15 protein-coding genes are annotated in these 18,916 nt (G+C 34.3%); 13 read left to right on the forward strand and 2 right to left on the reverse strand.

The features are described 5' to 3' along the window. The first annotated feature begins 135 nt into the window (after positions 1-135). Positions 136-927, forward strand: coding sequence for a phosphatase PAP2 family protein (locus tag LPB88_RS01825; protein WP_230712097.1), 792 nt, complete (start codon positions 136-138; stop codon positions 925-927). 44 nt (positions 928-971) lie between these two features. Here the strand turns inward: LPB88_RS01825 and LPB88_RS01830 are convergent, their stop codons facing one another. Continuing rightward, positions 972-1,778, reverse strand: a complete 807-nt coding sequence (locus LPB88_RS01830) for a helix-turn-helix domain-containing protein (RefSeq protein ID WP_230712098.1) — start codon at positions 1,776-1,778, stop codon at positions 972-974. Positions 1,779-1,878: 100 nt separating this feature from the next. Here LPB88_RS01830 and LPB88_RS01835 point away from each other — a divergent pair, with 100 nt between their 5' ends. After that, positions 1,879-3,087 carry an MFS transporter gene (locus tag LPB88_RS01835; protein ID WP_230712099.1) on the forward strand — a complete coding sequence of 403 codons (1,209 nt, stop codon included), beginning with the start codon at positions 1,879-1,881 and terminating at the stop codon, positions 3,085-3,087. 120 nt (positions 3,088-3,207) lie between these two features. Here LPB88_RS01835 and LPB88_RS01840 read toward each other — a convergent pair whose 3' ends face one another. Further along, entirely contained in the window at positions 3,208-3,597 is a 390-nt protein-coding gene (locus LPB88_RS01840; RefSeq protein ID WP_230712180.1) for an SPOR domain-containing protein, read from the reverse strand. A gap of 219 nt (positions 3,598-3,816) precedes the next feature. On the opposite strand from LPB88_RS01840, the gene LPB88_RS01845 reads away from it, so the two are divergent. From LPB88_RS01845 to queG, 11 genes are all read left to right on the forward strand, one after another. Beyond that, entirely contained in the window at positions 3,817-5,151 is a 1,335-nt protein-coding gene (locus LPB88_RS01845) for a c-type cytochrome (RefSeq protein ID WP_230712100.1), read from the forward strand. Positions 5,152-5,183: 32 nt separating this feature from the next. Continuing rightward, positions 5,184-8,237 (forward strand): TAT-variant-translocated molybdopterin oxidoreductase, encoded by a 3,054-nt coding sequence (locus LPB88_RS01850; protein WP_230712101.1) that lies wholly within the window; start codon positions 5,184-5,186, stop codon positions 8,235-8,237. A gap of 33 nt (positions 8,238-8,270) precedes the next feature. Further along, positions 8,271-9,671 carry an NrfD/PsrC family molybdoenzyme membrane anchor subunit gene (gene nrfD, locus LPB88_RS01855; RefSeq protein WP_074660558.1) on the forward strand — a complete coding sequence of 467 codons (1,401 nt, stop codon included), beginning with the start codon at positions 8,271-8,273 and terminating at the stop codon, positions 9,669-9,671. Next, positions 9,664-10,188, forward strand: coding sequence for a DUF3341 domain-containing protein (locus LPB88_RS01860; protein ID WP_041516373.1), 525 nt, complete (start codon positions 9,664-9,666; stop codon positions 10,186-10,188). Before nrfD ends, LPB88_RS01860 begins: the two co-directional genes overlap by 8 nt. A gap of 8 nt (positions 10,189-10,196) precedes the next feature. Beyond that, on the forward strand, positions 10,197-10,742 hold the full coding sequence (locus LPB88_RS01865; RefSeq protein ID WP_230712102.1) for a cytochrome c: 546 nt from the start codon (positions 10,197-10,199) through the stop codon (positions 10,740-10,742). A gap of 27 nt (positions 10,743-10,769) precedes the next feature. Continuing rightward, a complete protein-coding gene (locus tag LPB88_RS01870; protein ID WP_230712103.1) occupies positions 10,770-12,164 on the forward strand; it encodes a quinol:cytochrome C oxidoreductase in 1,395 nt (464 codons plus the stop codon). Between the two features lie 19 nt (positions 12,165-12,183). After that, entirely contained in the window at positions 12,184-13,374 is a 1,191-nt protein-coding gene (locus tag LPB88_RS01875) for a cytochrome c oxidase subunit II (protein ID WP_230712104.1), read from the forward strand. A 31-nt stretch (positions 13,375-13,405) separates the two neighbouring features. Next, the gene (locus tag LPB88_RS01880; RefSeq protein ID WP_099710744.1) at positions 13,406-15,208 is read left to right on the forward strand and encodes a cbb3-type cytochrome c oxidase subunit I; all 1,803 of its coding nucleotides are present in this window, start codon (positions 13,406-13,408) and stop codon (positions 15,206-15,208) included. Positions 15,209-15,409: 201 nt separating this feature from the next. Continuing rightward, positions 15,410-16,432, forward strand: a complete 1,023-nt coding sequence (ruvB, locus tag LPB88_RS01885) for a Holliday junction branch migration DNA helicase RuvB (protein ID WP_055096839.1) — start codon at positions 15,410-15,412, stop codon at positions 16,430-16,432. 11 nt (positions 16,433-16,443) lie between these two features. After that, a complete protein-coding gene (locus tag LPB88_RS01890) occupies positions 16,444-17,790 on the forward strand; it encodes a cytochrome P450 (protein WP_230712105.1) in 1,347 nt (448 codons plus the stop codon). Continuing rightward, on the forward strand, positions 17,787-18,719 hold the full coding sequence (queG, locus tag LPB88_RS01895; RefSeq protein ID WP_230712106.1) for a tRNA epoxyqueuosine(34) reductase QueG: 933 nt from the start codon (positions 17,787-17,789) through the stop codon (positions 18,717-18,719). The genes LPB88_RS01890 and queG overlap by 4 nt, the downstream gene beginning before the upstream one ends. The last annotated feature ends 197 nt before the right edge of the window (positions 18,720-18,916 follow it).

Genomic DNA, 18,916 nt, shown 5'->3' on the forward strand with positions numbered 1-18,916 from the left:
GTGTCTATTTGTTTCAATTTATAATTTGAAACGAAAACGTAAGATATTAATTATGTTTTATAGAGTGGTTATTGATTTCTTTGTACTGCTTTTGGTTTGTTTAAAAATTAAGTTTTACTAACGAAGGATTTTTTTATGAGATCGAAAATATTTCATATTATTAATACACTTGTAAATAAAGGTTTTAAATCGAAGAGTGCTGCGCGTTCCTTTACAAACGTTGAGCAGCTTAGAGAGATAATGCCTGATTTGTTGCATGGGTATTTAAAAGAAGAGGATATGCCAAATAGTTTGATGTTGTTAGAGCCGCCCCCGGAACACACATCAAAGGCTTTTGAGTTTGATTTAGAATATGCAAAAAAAGCAATAAAATCTAAAGATAAGATTCGTTTTGTACAAGCTGCAACTGACGCAGATTTATCATTTCCTGCCGCAGTTAAATCTTTTGAATCTACCTTGGGTATTGAGATCAGTGAAGCAAAAACGCCTAAACTTTATTTATTGATGCGGAGAGTAATGACAGATGCAGGGTTGTCTACTTATGCGGCTAAGAATTACTATAATCGTGAACGTCCATTTATGGTTACTAAATCAAAAACCTGTACTCCGGAGCAGGAGGAGGTACTACGTAAGGTTGGTTCTTTTCCGTCAGGGCATGCCGCTGTTGGCTGGGCGTGGGCATTGGTTTTTAGTGAGATTTTTCCGTATAACGAGCGAATGATCTTAAAGCGCGGATTTGATTTTGGCGAAAGCCGCATTGTCTGTAATGCGCATTGGCACAGTGATGTCGAAATGGGCAGGGTGATGGGGAGGGCTACCGTGGACCGTCTCCGTGATAATTCAGTTTTCCAGAAAGATTTGGAAATAGCTAAAGAAGAAGTGTTTAAGATTTTAAATGCAATTGGGAGCAAGGATAAAAATATTTAGAGAGGACTTAAAGATGTATAGTTGTTCTAAATTGCTATCTCAGGTTAAATGTATTCGTTGATTTTGTTTTCTAATATATAATTTGAAGGAGTTTTTCCCAGATTCTTTTTAAACATAAAAATAAATGAACTGGTAGTCTCGTATCCCAGATCAAAAGCGATTTCTTTTATAGACTGTTTTTCTCCTAACCTTTTTATGGCTTCCAGTAATTTTAATCTAATTCGCCAATCACTAAAATTCATTCCTAATTCTTTGATGAATAATCTTGATAATGTTCTGCTGCTCATGCAAGACAGATCGGCATAATGCTCAATAGTGTATTTACTCGAAATGTCACTTATTAAAAGAGAGATAATGTTTTTTAATTGTATATGATTGCTTGTAGGTAAAAAAGTTGAGCTTGGTTCGATTAATGTCATTTCATCCAGAAAGACATCCATAATTTTTCTTTGTTGAATCGTAACTTCTTTACCATCTTCAAAAGAAACGATTTTAAAAAGTAGTTGCTTTAAGAATGCAGAGATATCAAATGAAAAACTATTTGATGGTAGATTATTAGTAAAAGAAGGATCAATAAAAACACTATATAGGTTTACATTTTCTTGAAAAGTAACCTGATGCTCATGTCCTTCTGGAATCCATAATCCTTGTAATGGATTAACTACCCAGATTTGATTTTTTACAATGACATTCATAACGCCGCTTGTAGCATAAATAAGCTGTGCTCTTGGATGTGAATGTAATGAACAAATAGCATTCGTGATTAGTGTAGTGTAGCCAACAACGGGTAGTGCCGGATTTATTTGATATCCGTAATCAACAATTAGGTGTGTCTGATGTTCCTTATTCATTGTCCAAATGTAGTAATTCTGACAGTGTGAATTAGTATGATCTTTGTCAAAAATAAATACTTAAGATTTATTGATGTTTAAGAAAATTAAAAAATAACGTATGACTACTAATAGAGCACAGCCTGAAATTGTTCAGAAAACGATTTATTCTATACTTTTTATAATTAGCTTCTCCCATTTTATAAATGATTTATTGCAAGCTGTAATACCTTCTGTTTATCCTTTATTTAAAGAAAAATTTAATTTAAGTTTCGCTCAAATTGGTATGATAACTTTTACATATCAATTGACAGCATCTATTTTGCAGCCTTTCGTTGGTATGTATACCGATAAAAAGTCCAAGCCTTATTCATTAATCGTCGGAATGAGTTTTACTTTATTGGGATTGTTTTTTGTTTCCATTGCCTCTAGTTTTACATATCTATTGGTTGCTGTAAGTCTGATCGGGATTGGTTCTTCTATTTTTCACCCGGAATCATCCAGAGTTGCGCATTTAGCTTCAGGAGGAAAAAAAGGGTTGGCGCAATCTATTTTTCAGTTGGGGGGTAATGCGGGAAGTGCGGTTGGACCGTTATTGGCTGCTTTAATTGTTATTCCAAACGGACAGTCTTATATAGTTTGGTTTTGTCTTATTGCATTGATTGGTATTTTTGTTTTATATAAAATTGCACTTTGGTACAATGAGCATTTAGAAGAGAAAAGGCAAAGTAAAGAGGTTTCGAAGGAAGTTTTTGTTCATCAATTGTCAAAAAGCAGAGTGATATCTTCATTGGTTATATTGTTGATTCTGATTTTTTCCAAATATTTTTATTTGTCGAGTATTACAAGTTATTATACTTTTTTCCTGATAGATAAGTTTAATGTTTCTATTCAGGAATCTCAGATTTATCTATTTGCTTTTTTGGGTGCAGTAGCTGCAGGTACATTAATAGGAGGTCCATTAGGAGATAAGTTTGGAAGAAAATATGTGATTTGGATTTCTATTTTGGGAGTTGCGCCTTTTACTCTTTTGCTGCCGTATGCTTCGCTGTTTTGGGTTGGTGTTTTGTCAGTAATAATTGGGTTGATAATTTCTTCTGCATTTTCTGCCATTTTAGTATATGCAACTGAATTATTACCAGGTAAAGTTGGTTTAGTAGCCGGATTATTTTTTGGATTTGCTTTTGGAATGGGAGGATTAGGATCTGCAGTTTTAGGTAAGCTTGCCGATTTGACTAGTATTACTTACGTTTTTAAAATCTGTGCCTTTTTGCCATTAATTGGCGTTATAACAGGTTTTTTACCAAATATTGAAAGTAAAAAGCAGTAATTCTGTTTTTGAATTTTAATCTGAAATAATTCTTGTAATTGATCGGGCATATTGACAAAAAAAAAGCATCAGCCGCGGCTGATGCTTTTTTTTGTTCTAGTCTTTTTTTTTGGAAAGACTTTATTTGCTTGGTTTGATCAAAAATACGCTTTTGTATTTTTTCTTAATTTCAGCAAGATTTCTTTCCGCTTCGATTCTGGTTTTAAAATTTCCAACGATTACTTTGTAGTTAGGGGTGTTGAAAATTATTGTGCCATCGATATTGGTGTTTTCTCTTTTAAAATCGGCAAGCGTTTTTTTAGCTTCATCGCTTTTCCCGCTAAAAATTTGGATTTTATAAGTATCATTTGTGTTTATTGACGTGTTAATTTTGCGTTTATCGTTTAGTAATTGCTCAAATTTTGGATCTTGATTAAGTGTTAAATTTTGGTCTTGAGCATGAATATTATATGCTAAAGTGAACATTGTTAATGTTAAGAAAACTCTTTTCGAAGGGGTTAAAATTCTCATAATGTGATGGTTTTTATGCAAAAATACTATTTAAAGTTTGTATGTAAAATTTTAATATTATTTAGAATTGATATAAATTGATATTTAAGACTATTTTAAGGTTTTGAGAATAGTTCATAAGTCGTATTTTTGTGCAAGTTTTAAAAGAAGGTATTAGTTTTTTGTTGATTTACTACAGAAAAAATCATACCAAAAATTAGTAGATAATTATTATACTATATGAAAAAGGTGGGTAACCATAATTCGATCTCCAGAAAATTACTGCTTAGCTTATCGCTAACGCTGATTTTCTCCCTAACTTCATTTGCTCAAGATGCTGCTGCTGCTCCGGCGGCGCCTGCTGCTGCTGCTCCGGCTGCAACTTCAGGTGGTGATCCAGTAAAAGGGAAAGAACTTTTTAATGCAAATTGCGCTGCATGTCACAAATTAGATGCAAAATCAACAGGTCCTGCTTTAAGAGGAGTTGCTGCTAAGCACGAAATGGCTTGGATCTACAAATGGGTTCACAACAGTTCTGAAGTAATTAAGTCAGGTGATGCTGTTGCTGTAAAACTTTTTGAAGAAAACAATAAGTCTGTAATGACTGCTTTTCCTCAATTGTCTACAGGTGATATTGATAATATTATTGCTTATACTTCTGAAGTAAAAGCTGAGCCTGCAGCTGGTGCTCCTGGTTCTGCTGCGCCTCCTGGAACAAACGTTGAAGGTGGTGGGATTTCAAACAATATTATTTTAGGAGCTCTTGCTCTTGTAATGGCTATTTTAGTTGTGATGTTGTTCATGGTAAACAAAGTGTTGACTAAAGTTGCTAGTAATAATGGTATTGAAGTTGCTCCAAAAGAAGCTAGATTGCCAATCTGGAAAGCTTTTGCTAAAAACCAATTCTTGGTATTAGTTTCTTCAATATTCTTGCTTTTGGCGAGTGGTTATTTTGTTTATGCTTTCTTAATGCAAGTGGGTGTTGATCAAAATTATGAGCCAATTCAGCCAATTCATTATTCTCATAAAATCCACGCAGGAGATAACGAGATCAATTGTAAATATTGTCACTCTGCTGCTCGTGTGAGTAAAAATGCTGGTATTCCTTCGTTGAATGTTTGTATGAACTGTCATAAAAACATCTCTGAAGTTGCCGAAACTACTGCTACTCCTGAGTACAGCAAAGCATTTTACGATGCTCAAATTCAAAAATTATACGATGCTGTTGGTTGGGATAAAGCGAAACAAGCTTACACTGGAAAAACACAACCAGTAAAATGGGTTCGTATTCACAATCTTCCTGATTTTGTTTACTTCAATCACTCTCAACACGTTTCTGTTGCTGGAGTTGAATGTCAAACTTGTCACGGTCCAGTGCAGGAATTTGAAATCATGAAGCAATACTCTAAATTAACAATGGGATGGTGTGTTGATTGCCATAGAAAAACCGATGTTAAGATGGAAGGAAATGCATATTATGATAAAATTCATGCTGAACTTTCTAAAAAATACGGTGTAGAAAAATTGACTGCAGCGCAAATGGGAGGTTTAGAATGCGGTAAATGCCACTATTAATCGAATTATTAAGATTTTAATATTTATATACAATGTCATCAAACAAAAAATACTGGAAAAGTGTTGAAGAACTAGAAAATAGTTCTATTGTTGAGGCGCTTAGAAATAACGAATTTGTTGAAGAGATTCCTACAGAAGAATTCTTAGGGAATGCAGATGCTTTAGCTTCATCTGGAACTTCACGTCGTGACTTTTTAAAGTACGTAGGGTTTAGTACTGCAGCCGTTACACTTGCTGCTTGCGAAGGTCCTGTTCACAAGTCTATCCCTTATGTTTTACAACCAGAACAAATCATTCCTGGTGTTGCTGATTATTATGCAACTACTGTTTTTGATGGTTTTGATTTTGCTAACTTATTAGTGAAAACTCGTGAAGGTCGTCCAATTAAAATTGATAACAATACTATTTCTGGAGCTAAGTTTTCAGCCAATGCTAGAATTCATGCGTCTATATTATCATTATATGATAGTATGCGTTTGAAAGAACCTAAATTGGAAGGAAAAAATAGTAGCTGGTCTGCTGTTGATTTGAAAATAAAATCAAGTCTTGCTGATGCAAAAGCAAAAGGTGGGCAAGTGGTATTGTTGACAAATACTTTAGCAAGTCCATCTACTGAGAAATTAATAGGTGAGTTTATTGCTAAAAACCCAAGTGCAAAACACGTTGTTTATGACGCGGTTTCTTCTTCTGAAGCATTAGATGCATTTGAAACAGTTTACGGAGAAAGAGCTCTTGTTGATTACGATTTTTCAAAAGCTTCTTTAATTGTTTCTGTTGGAGCTGATTTCTTAGGAGATTGGCAAGGTGGAGGATATGATGCTGGATATGCACAAGGACGTATTCCTCAAAATGGAAAAATGTCACGTCACTTTCAGTTCGAATCAAACATGACATTGTCTGGTGCTGCTGCTGATAAGCGTATCCCAATGACTCCAGCTGATCAAAAACAAGCTTTAGTTTTAGTTTATAATATTATTGCAGGTGCTTCTGTTCCGGTATCTTTAGATGCTAAATTTAAAACAGAAGTTACTAAAGCTGCTCAACAGTTAAAAGCTGCTGGTTCTAAAGGAGTTTTAGTATCTGGAATTGAAGATAAAAATGCTCAATTATTAGTTTTGGCTATCAATCAAGTATTGGCTAGTGAAGCTTTTAATACAGCTGGTACAAGACAAATTAGAAAAGGTTCTAATGCGGTTGTATCTCAATTAATAAAAGATATGAACGCTGGAAGTGTTCATACTTTAATCATGAGTGGTATTAATCCGGTTTACACATTAGCTGATTCAGCTTCTTTTGTATCTGGATTGAAAAAAGTAAAAACTTCAGTTGCTTTCTCTTTAAAAGAAGATGAAACTGCTTCAGTTACTACAATTGCTGCTCCAGCTCCTCACTACTTAGAATCTTGGGGTGATGTTGTGATTACTAAAGGAACTTATAGTTTAACTCAACCAACTATTCGCCCTATATTCAATACAAAACAAATTCAAGACGTTTTATTATCATTAAACGGTGTTGCTGGAAGTTTCTATGATTATCTTAAAGCTAATTCAGCTGGGATTATTGCAGGTTCTTCTTGGAATAAAGTTTTACATGATGGTGTTTTTGTAATTGGTTCTACTGCTTTATCTGCTGGTTCTGTTGATTATGCTGCTGCTGCAAATGCAGTTTCAAAATCAAAAGCTGCCGGAGAATTTGAATTAGTATTATATACTAAAACAGGTTTAGGAGATGGACAACAAGCAAACAACCCTTGGTTGCAAGAGTTTCCGGATCCAATCACAAGAGTTTCTTGGGATAACTATGTTACTGTATCTAATGCTGATGCTAAGAAACTTGGTTTGACAAATGAAATTGTTGCTAACGGAGGTTTGAACGGAAGTTATGCTACAATTACTACTGCTGACGGTTTAAAATTGGAAAATGTTCCAGTTATTGTTCAGCCAGGTCAAGCTGTTGGAACACTTGGTTTAGCAGTTGGTTATGGCCGTAAAGCGGCTTTAAAAGAAGAAATGGTTGTAGGTTTAAATGCTTACGCTTTATATAAAAACTTCAATAGTGTTCAATCTGTTTCTATTGCGAAAGCAAATGGAGTTCATGAGTTCGCTTGTGTTCAAGGACAGAAAACATTAATGGGTAGAGGAGATATTATTAAAGAAACTACTCTTGAAATCTTTAATACTAAAGATGCTGAATTTTGGAACGAACAACCAATGGTATCTTTAGATCACGAAGAAGTAAAAGCTACAACAGTAGATTTATGGGAATCATTTGATCGTTCTACAGGACATCACTTTAATCTTTCTATCGACTTAAACGCTTGTACAGGATGTGGAGCATGTGTTATTGCTTGTCATGCTGAGAACAACGTACCAGTTGTAGGAAAAGCAGAGGTAAGAAGAAGTCGTGATATGCACTGGTTGCGTATTGACAGATATTATTCTTCTGAAAGTACTTTTGAAGGTGATAACGAAAGAAAAGAAAATATTGCTGGTTTATCTAGTTCATTATCTACATTTAATGAAATGGAAAAAGCTGGAGATAATCCACAAGTTTCATTCCAGCCAGTAATGTGTCAACACTGTAATCACGCACCATGTGAGACAGTTTGTCCAGTTGCTGCAACATCTCACGGTCGTGAAGGTCAAAACCATATGGCATACAACAGATGTGTTGGTACTCGTTACTGCGCAAACAACTGTCCGTATAAAGTGCGTCGTTTTAACTGGTTCTTGTATAACAAAAACAGTGAATTCGATTATCACATGAATGATGATTTAGGTCGTATGGTATTAAATCCAGACGTAAACGTTCGTTCTCGTGGGGTTATGGAAAAATGTTCAATGTGTATTCAAATGACACAAGCTACTAAATTAAAGGCTAAAAACGAAGGTCGCCCAGTTGCTGATGGCGAATTCCAAACAGCTTGTTCTAACGCTTGTTCTTCTGGAGCAATGATATTTGGTGATGTTAATGATAAAGAAAGTAAGGTTGCTAAATTAGCGGCTGATGAAAGATCATATCACTTATTAGAGCATGTAGGAACAAAACCTAATGTGGTTTACCATGTTAAAGTTAGAAATACTTAGAATAATTATTAATTAAGAAACATATAAAGGATTATGTCGTCTCACTACGAAGCACCCATTAGAAAACCTTTAGTTATTGGTGATAAATCATATCACGATGTAACTGTAGATGTAGCTGCACCTGTTGAGGGGCCTGCAAACAAACAATGGTGGATTGTATTTTCAATCGCATTAATAGCCTTCCTTTGGGGGTTAGGTTGTATAATTTACACTGTATCTACCGGTATCGGAACATGGGGATTAAATAAAACAGTTGGTTGGGCTTGGGATATCACGAACTTCGTTTGGTGGGTTGGTATTGGTCACGCCGGAACATTAATTTCTGCGGTATTATTACTTTTCCGTCAACGTTGGAGAATGGCTATTAACCGTTCTGCAGAAGCAATGACCATCTTCTCAGTAGTTCAAGCAGGTTTATTTCCAATTATTCACATGGGACGTCCATGGTTAGCATACTGGGTTTTACCTATTCCAAATCAATTTGGATCTCTATGGGTAAACTTTAACTCACCATTGCTTTGGGACGTGTTCGCAATTTCAACGTACCTTTCAGTATCATTAGTTTTCTGGTGGACTGGATTATTGCCTGACTTTGCAATGCTACGTGATAGAGCGGTAACACCTTTTACAAAAAGAGTTTATTCTATTCTAAGTTTTGGATGGAGTGGAAGAGCCAAAGATTGGCAACGTTTTGAAGAAGTATCATTGGTATTAGCTGGTTTAGCTACTCCTCTTGTACTTTCTGTACACACGATTGTATCGATGGACTTTGCTACTTCTGTAATTCCTGGATGGCATACAACAATTTTCCCTCCATACTTCGTTGCTGGAGCGGTATTCTCTGGATTTGCAATGGTAAACACATTGTTGATTGTTATGAGAAAAGTATCTAATCTTGAAGCTTATATTACAGTACAACATATCGAGTTAATGAACATTGTAATCATGATTACGGGTTCTATCGTTGGGGTAGCATATATTACTGAGTTATTTGTAGCTTGGTATTCAGGTGTAGAGTATGAGCAATATGCGTTCTTGAACAGAGCTACCGGACCTTACTGGTGGGCATATTGGTCGATGATGACTTGTAACGTTTTCTCTCCGCAATTTATGTGGTTCAAGAAATTAAGAACAAGTATCATGTTCTCATTTATTATTTCGATCGTAGTAAACATCGGAATGTGGTTTGAAAGATTCGTAATTATTGTTACTTCTTTACATAGAGATTACCTTCCATCTTCTTGGACAATGTTCTCACCAACATTTGTTGATATTGGTATTTTCATCGGAACAATTGGTTTCTTCTTTGTATTGTTTTTGTTATACTCTAGAACATTCCCTGTAATTGCTCAGGCAGAGGTTAAAACAATTTTGAAAGGAACAGGAGATAATTACATTAGAGAAAGAGCAAATAAAGATTCACATCATGAGTAATAAAGTAATATACGCCATTTATAATGACGATGATATTTTGATGGATGCAGTAAAGAAAACCAGAGCTGCTCATCATCATATTGAAGAGGTTTTTACTCCATTCCCAGTTCACGGATTGGATAAAGCTATGGGTTTAGCACCAACAAGATTAGCAATTTGTGCATTTTTATATGGATGTGTTGGTATTTCTGTTGCGACAACCATGATGAGTTATATCATGATTCATGATTGGCCGCAAGATATTGGAGGTAAACCAAGTTTTAGCTTCATTCAGAATATGCCTGCATTTGTGCCAATTATGTTTGAGATGACAGTATTTTTTGCTGCTCACTTAATGGTTATTACTTTTTATATGAGAAGTAGATTATGGCCATTCAAAGAAGCTGAGAATCCTGATGTAAGAACAACAGATGACCATTTTTTAATGGAAGTTGCTGTAAATGATAACGAAGCAGAACTAGTTTCTTTTTTCGAAGGTACAGGAGCTGTTGAAGTTAAAGTAATTGAAAAGAATTAATTGTAGCTATGAAAAGGATATATAAAATAACACTTTTAGTTGGTATAACTATTTTAGTTTCATCTTGCCACAATAATTCGGCACCAAACTATCAGTATTTCCCTAATATGTATGAGTCTGTAGGTTATGAAACCTATTCAGAAGCAAAAATATTTAAAGGTGGAAAAGAAGGACAGCTTCCTGTTGTAGGAACTATCAATAGAGGTTTTGAGCCTTATGAATATGAAAATTCAACTGCAGGTTATGAATTGGCGAAAGCTAATTTAAAATCTCCTTTGGATTCTATCGAAAGAAATTCTGGAAAAGGAAAAGAACTTTTCGAAATTTATTGTATCAGTTGCCATGGTGCAGCTGGAAACGGTAAAGGTAAATTGGTTGAAAGAGAGAAATTTCTTGGAGTACCTAGCTATAAAGACAGAGAAATCACTGAAGGAAGTATCTTTCACGTTGAAACTTATGGTTTAAATGCAATGGGTTCACATGCAAATCAATTAAGTGCCCACGAACGTTGGTTAGTTGCTGACTATGTTCTAAAACTAAGAAGCCAATTATAATTGTTGAACAAACTGATCGTAATAGATATGTATACATTTTCAAGTAAATTAAAAACTTTTTCTATCATCCTAATGGCCCTTGGTATATTAGGAATTGGATATGGTTTTTTAACTGCTCCTAAAGATATTCAAGAAGTTGAGAAAATTCTAGCTGCAGATGCACATGGATCTCATGGTGCTGCACATGAAGCAACAGCAGAAACTTCACATCAAGAAGCTGGGCATCACGAAGCTGCTGAAGCTTCACATGAATCACACAAAGGTGGTGAGCATGCACAAGTTAATGCTGGTGGTGAGCACGAAAAACATTTAACTCATGTATTGCACCAATTGCAAAATAAGCCTTGGTCTGCTTTATATGTTGCTTGTATTTTCTTCTTGCTACTTTCTATGGGAACTTTAGCATTTTATGCTATTCAACAAGTTGCTCAGGCAGGTTGGTCTCCGGTTTTATTTAGAGTTATGCAAGGGATTACTGCTTACTTACCAGTAGGTTCGGTTATTTTCTTTATTATTTTAATTCTTTGCGGACTACACTTTAATCACATATTTGTATGGTTAGGTGAAGGAGTTACAGATCCAACAAGTGCAAATTATGATAAAATTATTGCTGGGAAAGCAGGTTATTTAAACTTTGGTTTCTGGATCGCTAGAGCTGCTATCTTTTTAATAGGATGGAATTTATATCGTTACCAATCTAGAAAAAATTGTTTAGCTCAAGACGAAGCTAATGATGATCTATATTACAAAAAGAACTTTAAGTTAACTGCTGGATTCTTGGTATTCTTTATTGTATCTGAGTCTATTATGTCTTGGGATTGGATTATGTCAATCGACCCACATTGGTTCAGTACATTATTTGGATGGTATGTATTTGCTTCTTTCTTTGTAAGTGGTATTACTGCAATCGCATTAGTTACATTATATTTAAAATCTAAAGGATATTTAGAGTATGTAAATACAAGTCACATTCACGATTTAGCTAAATTTATGTTTGGTATCAGTGTTTTCTGGACTTATTTATGGTTCTCTCAATTCATGTTAATCTGGTATGCAAATATTCCGGAAGAGGTAACTTATTTCGTAACAAGAATTCAATTATACAACTTGCCATTTTTTGGTGCTGTAGTTATGAATTTTGTATTCCCGTTATTAATATTAATCAATACAGACTTTAAACGTCTTAGCTGGGTTATTGTAATGGCTGGTGTTGTTATCTTATTAGGTCACTATGTAGATTTCTTTAATATGATTATGCCTGGTACAGTTGGAGATAAATGGTTTATTGGAGTTCCTGAAATTGCATCTATTCTTTTCTTCTTAGGTTTATTTATTTTTGTTGTATTTACTGCATTAACTAAAGCTCCTTTGTTAGCAAAAAGAAATCCTTTCATTGAAGAAAGTAAACATTTTCATTATTAATATTTAAAGAAGTAAACAGATGACAAGTTTGTTGGTAATTATAGTTTTAGTTTTATTAGCAATTGCATTGTGGCAATTGACCAAGATATTTGATCTTACTCAAGTAGGATCTTCTTCGGACGATTCTCAGGTTGCATCAGATAATGATAATAATGTTCAGGGATATGTTATGTTTGGCTTTTTAGCTTTCATTTATATATTTACGATTTATGGTTTACTAAAATGGGGTCATTTAGCACTTCATACTCCTGCTTCAGAGCATGGTCTTTTAGTAGATAATTTAATGAATATTACTTGGGTTTTAATTTTTGTAGTTCAGTTTATTACACAAGGTTTGTTATACTGGTTTTCTTTTAAAAACAGAGGACATAAAGATAAAAAGGCATTATTCTTTGCTGATAGTAATAAATTAGAAGCTATTTGGAGTATTATTCCGTCTGTAGTTTTAGCTTGTTTGATTCTTTACGGATTGTACGCTTGGAACAACATTATGTTTGTTGATAAAGATGAAGATGTAATCGAAATCGAATTATATGCTCAACAGTTCAAATGGACTGCAAGATATGCAGGACAGGATAATGTTTTAGGAAAAGCAAACGTACGTTTAATTGAAGGTGTAAATACTTTAGGAGTTGATATGTCAGATCCTAATGCTCAGGATGATATTGTAGTTTCTGAATTACATATCCCAAAAGGTAAAAAAATACATTTCAAAATGCGTTCTCAAGACGTTTTGCACTCAGCTTACATGCCTCACTTTAGAGCGCAAATGAACTGTGTGCCTGGAATGGTTACTGAGTTTGCTTTTATTCCAACTTATACAACTTCTGAATACAGAGAGTTACCGTTTATGGTAGAAAAAGTTGCCAATATCAATAAACTTAGAGCTGAAAAAAGTGTTGAGTTGGTTGCTAAAGGTGGTACAGCTTTAGATCCTTATACATTTGATTATTTATTATTATGTAATAAAATTTGTGGAGCTTCTCATTACAACATGCAAATGAAAGTTGTTGTTGATACTCCTGAAGAGTATAAAAAATGGTTAAGCGAAAAAACTACTTTAGCTCAGGATATTAAAGCGGCTGAAGCTGCTAAAAAACCAGCTGAAGGAGAAGGAGCGAAAGCTACTACAGATAGTACTGCTAAAGATACTGTAAAAGCGGTTATTGATACTGTAAAAGCAGTTGTAGCTAAAGTTGCTATGAAATAATATTTATTAAGAAAATTTAAAGTACACATATATGTCAGCAGAAGCGCACGGTCACGATCACGGACACGATCACGAGCACGAACATCATCATAAAGACACGTTCATTACTAAATATATATTTAGTATTGATCACAAAATGATTGCTAAGCAATACTTAATTACCGGTATTATTATGGGAATTATTGGTATTGCAATGTCTTTGCTTTTCAGAATGCAATTAGCATGGCCAGAAGAGTCTTTCAAAATCTTTAATGTTTTATTAGGAGATAAATTTGCACCTGATGGTGTAATGGCTAATGATATTTATTTGGCCTTAGTTACAATTCACGGTACCATCATGGTATTCTTTGTACTGACGGCTGGTTTAAGTGGTACTTTTAGTAACTTACTTATTCCACTTCAAATTGGAGCAAGAGATATGGCTTCTGGATTCATGAACATGATTTCATACTGGTTATTTTTCTTGTCTGCTGTAATTATGTTGTCTTCTTTATTCGTTGAAGCTGGACCAGCTTCTGCAGGTTGGACAATTTATCCACCATTAAGTGCTTTACCACAAGCGATTCCAGGTTCTGGAACAGGTATGACTTTATGGTTAGTTTCAATGGCTATCTTTATCGCATCTTCTTTAATGGGATCTTTAAATTACATTGTAACTGTTATCAACTTAAGAACTAAAGGAATGTCTATGACTAGACTTCCACTTACAATCTGGACTTTTTTCGTAACAGCTATTATTGGTGTTATCTCTTTCCCGGTATTGTTATCTGCTGCTTTACTATTGATTTTTGATAGAAGTTTTGGTACTTCATTCTTCTTATCTGATATTTATATCGCAGGAGAGGTTTTACATTACCAAGGTGGTTCTCCAGTTTTGTTCGAGCACTTATTCTGGTTCTTAGGACACCCGGAGGTTTATATTGTAATCTTACCAGCAATGGGACTTGTTTCTGAAATTATGGCTACGAATTCTCGTAAACCAATCTTCGGATACAGAGCGATGATTATGTCAGTTCTTGCAATTGCATTTTTATCAACAATTGTTTGGGGTCACCATATGTTTATTTCAGGTATGAATCCTTTCTTAGGATCGGTATTTACCTTCACAACTTTATTGATTGCAATTCCATCTGCTGTAAAAGCGTTTAACTGGATTACGACTTTATGGAAAGGTAACTTACAATTCAACCCTGCAATGTTATTCTCTATCGGAATGGTTTCTACTTTCATCACTGGAGGTTTAACGGGGATCATTTTAGGAGATAGTACATTAGATATTAACGTTCACGATACTTACTTCGTAATTGCTCACTTTCACTTAGTAATGGGTATCTCTGCACTTTATGGAATGTTTGCTGGTATCTATCACTGGTTCCCTAAAATGTACGGAAGAATGTTGAATAAAAACTTAGGTTATATTCACTTTTGGGTAACTGCAGTTTGTGCTTACGGAGTATTCTTCCCAATGCACTTTATTGGATTAGCTGGTTTACCAAGACGTTATTATACAAATACAAACTTCCCATTATTTGATGATTTGCAAAATGTGAATGTTTTGATTACAACGTTTGCTCTTGTAGGTGGTGCTTTCCAATTGGTATTCTTGTACAACTTCTTTAGTAGTATTTTCTACGGTAAGAAAGCAGTTCAAAATCCATGGAAATCTACAACATTAGAATGGACAACTCCAGTAGAACATATTCATGGTAACTGGCCAGGAGAAATTCCTCATGTATACCGTTGGCCGTATGATTATAGTAACCCAAATCACGATGTAGATTTTGTACCGCAAAATGTACCGATGAAAGAAGGTGAAGAAGTTTTACACCACTAAAAATATTTAAAAAAGACCATCTGAAAAGATGGTCTTTTTTGTTTTTGTTAAAAGTTAGAATTGGACTATATATTGTACTTTCGGAAATATTATAATATTGGAATTTAGAATTTAAGATATTGGGATTTGGCTCTGAAGTTTCGGGATTTTATTTGAAATTTATCTGTTTTACAAACTGATTACTTTGTCTATCTTTGTAAAATGAATGAGAACCTAGATCCCACTACAAATGGGTATAACCCAGAAGAATTAGATCTTGAAAAAAGATTACGTCCGCTGTCATTTGATGATTTTGCCGGACAAGATCAAGTTTTAGAGAATTTAAAAGTTTTTGTTGCTGCTGCCAATCAACGTGGTGAAGCACTTGATCACACACTTTTTCATGGGCCTCCCGGATTAGGGAAAACTACTTTGGCTAATATTTTAGCCAATGAACTTGAAGTTGGAATTAAAATTACATCTGGCCCTGTTTTAGACAAACCAGGTGATCTGGCGGGTTTGCTTACAAATCTTGATGAAAGAGATGTTTTATTTATTGATGAAATTCACCGTTTAAGTCCAATTGTTGAAGAGTATTTATATTCGGCAATGGAAGACTTCAAGATTGATATTATGATTGAGTCCGGACCAAATGCCAGAACGGTACAAATCAATTTAAATCCCTTTACTTTAATTGGTGCAACAACACGTTCAGGATTACTAACGGCGCCTATGCGTGCTCGTTTCGGAATCTCGTCACGATTGCAATATTATACTACCGAACTTTTGACAACTATTGTTGAAAGAAGTTCTTCTATACTTAAAATGCCAATTTCACTTGATGCTGCTATCGAAATAGCAGGTCGTAGTCGTGGTACACCTCGTATTGCAAATGCGTTATTACGAAGAGTACGAGATTTTGCCCAAATAAAAGGAAACGGAACTATTGATCTGGAGATAGCCCGTTATGCTTTAAAAGCGCTTAATGTTGATGCACACGGTCTTGACGAAATGGATAATAAAATTTTATTGACGATTATCAATAAATTCAAAGGAGGACCTGTTGGACTTTCTACTTTGGCTACAGCCGTATCTGAGAGTAGTGAAACAATTGAAGAAGTATATGAACCTTTCTTAATTCAGGAAGGATTTATTATGCGAACTCCAAGAGGTCGAGAGGTTACAGATAAAGCGTATAAGCATCTGGGAAAAATAAATACCAACATTCAGGGAGGATTATTTTAATTCTATCAAAAATGTCTGAAAGTAGAAAATATAATTACCCGAATAGACTTTCAATATTGAGATTTTTCCTGAATGCTGAAGGAGTGCGTAGAAACCCGATTCCGTATCATAAAAGATATTTTGATGAATTAGGAGATTCTTTTTCTTTAAAAATTGGAAGATCTAAACATATAATTTTATCCAGGGATAATGATATCGCTCAATATATTTTACAGAAGAATCAGAAGAATTATCATAAATCTAAATTTCAATCTGTTTATCTTTCTAAATATTTAGGAAAAGGGCTTTTGACAGTTGATGGTGATTTTTGGCTGAAGCAAAGAAGATTAATTCAACCTGCTTTTCATAAGCAAAAAATGAATCAGCTGGTTGAGAATATGAATAGAACTATCGCTTTAGAGCTTGAAGGGTTAGCTGAAGAAAAGTCGATTGATCTTTTTCCAGTAATGAGTCAGTTGGCGTTTAATGTTGTAGCTAAATCATTGTTTCAACTTTCAATATCAGAAGAAAAATTAAATCGCATAAAGTTTATCATTGAAGAAGTGCAGAATTTTCTAATCAAAGAAATTCGACTTCCACACAAAGTTTGGTGGTTTACTTTAAGCGGGCAGGTTAAAAAACATCTGGGTTTGGCTGAAGAAAATAATAAAATCATTAAAGAAATTATTGATGAAAGAATTTCTTCGAAAGAAGACATTAATGATTTGCTTAATATGCTTTTAGAAACTCGTTATGAAGATACGGGCGAAGGAATGTCTGTGAGTCAGTTAGTCGATGAAATAAAGATTCTGTTTATTGCCGGTCATGAAACCACTGCAAATGCGTTGACTTTTACACTTTATCTTTTAGGAAGAAATCCAGAAGTACAGGAACAAATATTTAAGGAAATTACCGAAGTTGAAACGCAAACAAGTGATATTGTTGAGCAGCTTCAGAACATGCTTTATACAAATGCAGTTTTAAATGAATCTATGCGTTTGTATCCTCCCGCATGGATTACAGATAGACAAAATGTAGAAGATGATACAATTGCGGAATATAATATAAAAAAAGGGACACTTATTGGGGTTTCTTTTTATGAGCTGCATCGAAATCCTAAGTATTGGGAAAACCCAGAAGAATTCAATCCTGAACGATTTTTGGGGGAACAAAAGAAGCAATCTATGCAATACTTTTATCCTTTTGGTGCTGGACCCAGAATGTGTATTGGTTCAGGATTTGCTATTTATGAGATGTGTTTAACACTGTCTCAGATTGTAAAAAAATATGTGATTAAAGCCGATAAAGATGTTGTTGAATTTAATCCTTTAATCACTTTAAAACCAGTTGGAGTAGAAGTTTTATTCTCAAAAAGATGACAATTAATTCTAAAGAGTCATATTCGAAATTTATTAAATCTGAAGCTAAGCGGCTCGGTTTTATTTCTTGTGGGATATCTAAAGCCGGTTTTCTTGAGAAGGAAGCTCCACGTCTTGAAAAATGGTTAAATAATAATCATAATGGTCAAATGGCATACATGGAAAACCATTTTGACAAGCGTTTAGACCCTACTTTATTAGTTGACGATGCTAAGAGCGTTGTTTCACTTTTGCTAAATTATTTTCCTTCTGAATCTCAAAATCAGGAAAGTTTTAAGATTTCTAAATATGCTTATGGACAAGATTATCATTTTGTTATAAAAGAGAAACTGAAAGAATTTTTGTATTCCATTCAAGAAAATATAGGTGATGTTTCAGGGCGTGCTTTTGTTGATTCGGCACCTGTTTTAGACAAAGCCTGGGCAGCTAAAAGTGGATTAGGCTGGATTGGTAAAAACAGTAATTTGCTAACGCAAAAAGTAGGCTCTTTTTACTTTATTGCAGAACTTGTTCTGGATCTGGATTTAGAATATGATCATGCTACAACAGATCATTGTGGATCTTGTACAGCTTGTATAGATGCTTGTCCAACTCAGGCAATTGTAGCCCCGTACGTTGTTGACGGAAGCAAATGTATCTCCTATTATACAATCGAGCTTAAAGAAAATATTCCTTATGATATGAAAGGAAAATTTGACGATTGGATGTTTGGTTGTGATACTTGCCAGGATGTTTGCCCCTGGAATAGGTTCTCAAAACCTCATTCCGAACCTTTATTTAATCCAAATCCTGAATTACTTTCTTTTTCTAAGAAAGATTGGGTAGAAATTACAGAAGAAACTTTTCGTGTAGTTTTTAAAAATTCTCCTATTAAAAGAACCAAGTTTGACGGTTTAAAACGCAATATTACCTTTCTAAAAAAGGCTTAAATAAAAAGTTAATTTTTAACTTTTTATTTAAGCCTTTTTTATTTATTTAAAGGTCTCATTATGATACTTTTATGTTTTTGGTTTGTGCTTTTAATGTTTTTAATTAGTTAGTAATCAGATGATTATGTTGTTTATTTGCGTGTAAAAATGTAAATACCTAATAATCAATATGTTTATAGTCGTTTTTTAAGAGTTTT

This window comes from Flavobacterium sp. JAS, from assembly GCF_020991455.1.
Taxonomy (GTDB): domain Bacteria; phylum Bacteroidota; class Bacteroidia; order Flavobacteriales; family Flavobacteriaceae; genus Flavobacterium.

What these genes read in the sequence shown, in the direction of transcription:
- LPB88_RS01860 (WP_041516373.1), top strand. Translation starts at nt 9,664, where the DNA reads ATGAGTAATAAAGTAATATACGCCATTTATAATGACGATGATATTTTG.
- LPB88_RS01870 (WP_230712103.1), top strand. Translation starts at nt 10,770, where the DNA reads ATGTATACATTTTCAAGTAAATTAAAAACTTTTTCTATCATCCTAATG.
- LPB88_RS01830 (WP_230712098.1), bottom strand. Translation starts at nt 1,778, where the DNA reads ATGAATAAGGAACATCAGACACACCTAATTGTTGATTACGGATATCAA.
- ruvB (WP_055096839.1), top strand. Translation starts at nt 15,410, where the DNA reads ATGAATGAGAACCTAGATCCCACTACAAATGGGTATAACCCAGAAGAA.
- LPB88_RS01840 (WP_230712180.1), bottom strand. Translation starts at nt 3,597, where the DNA reads ATGAGAATTTTAACCCCTTCGAAAAGAGTTTTCTTAACATTAACAATG.
- LPB88_RS01880 (WP_099710744.1), top strand. Translation starts at nt 13,406, where the DNA reads ATGTCAGCAGAAGCGCACGGTCACGATCACGGACACGATCACGAGCAC.
- LPB88_RS01835 (WP_230712099.1), top strand. Translation starts at nt 1,879, where the DNA reads ATGACTACTAATAGAGCACAGCCTGAAATTGTTCAGAAAACGATTTAT.
- LPB88_RS01845 (WP_230712100.1), top strand. Translation starts at nt 3,817, where the DNA reads ATGAAAAAGGTGGGTAACCATAATTCGATCTCCAGAAAATTACTGCTT.
- LPB88_RS01850 (WP_230712101.1), top strand. Translation starts at nt 5,184, where the DNA reads ATGTCATCAAACAAAAAATACTGGAAAAGTGTTGAAGAACTAGAAAAT.
- nrfD (WP_074660558.1), top strand. Translation starts at nt 8,271, where the DNA reads ATGTCGTCTCACTACGAAGCACCCATTAGAAAACCTTTAGTTATTGGT.
- LPB88_RS01875 (WP_230712104.1), top strand. Translation starts at nt 12,184, where the DNA reads ATGACAAGTTTGTTGGTAATTATAGTTTTAGTTTTATTAGCAATTGCA.
- queG (WP_230712106.1), top strand. Translation starts at nt 17,787, where the DNA reads ATGACAATTAATTCTAAAGAGTCATATTCGAAATTTATTAAATCTGAA.
- LPB88_RS01865 (WP_230712102.1), top strand. Translation starts at nt 10,197, where the DNA reads ATGAAAAGGATATATAAAATAACACTTTTAGTTGGTATAACTATTTTA.
- LPB88_RS01890 (WP_230712105.1), top strand. Translation starts at nt 16,444, where the DNA reads ATGTCTGAAAGTAGAAAATATAATTACCCGAATAGACTTTCAATATTG.
- LPB88_RS01825 (WP_230712097.1), top strand. Translation starts at nt 136, where the DNA reads ATGAGATCGAAAATATTTCATATTATTAATACACTTGTAAATAAAGGT.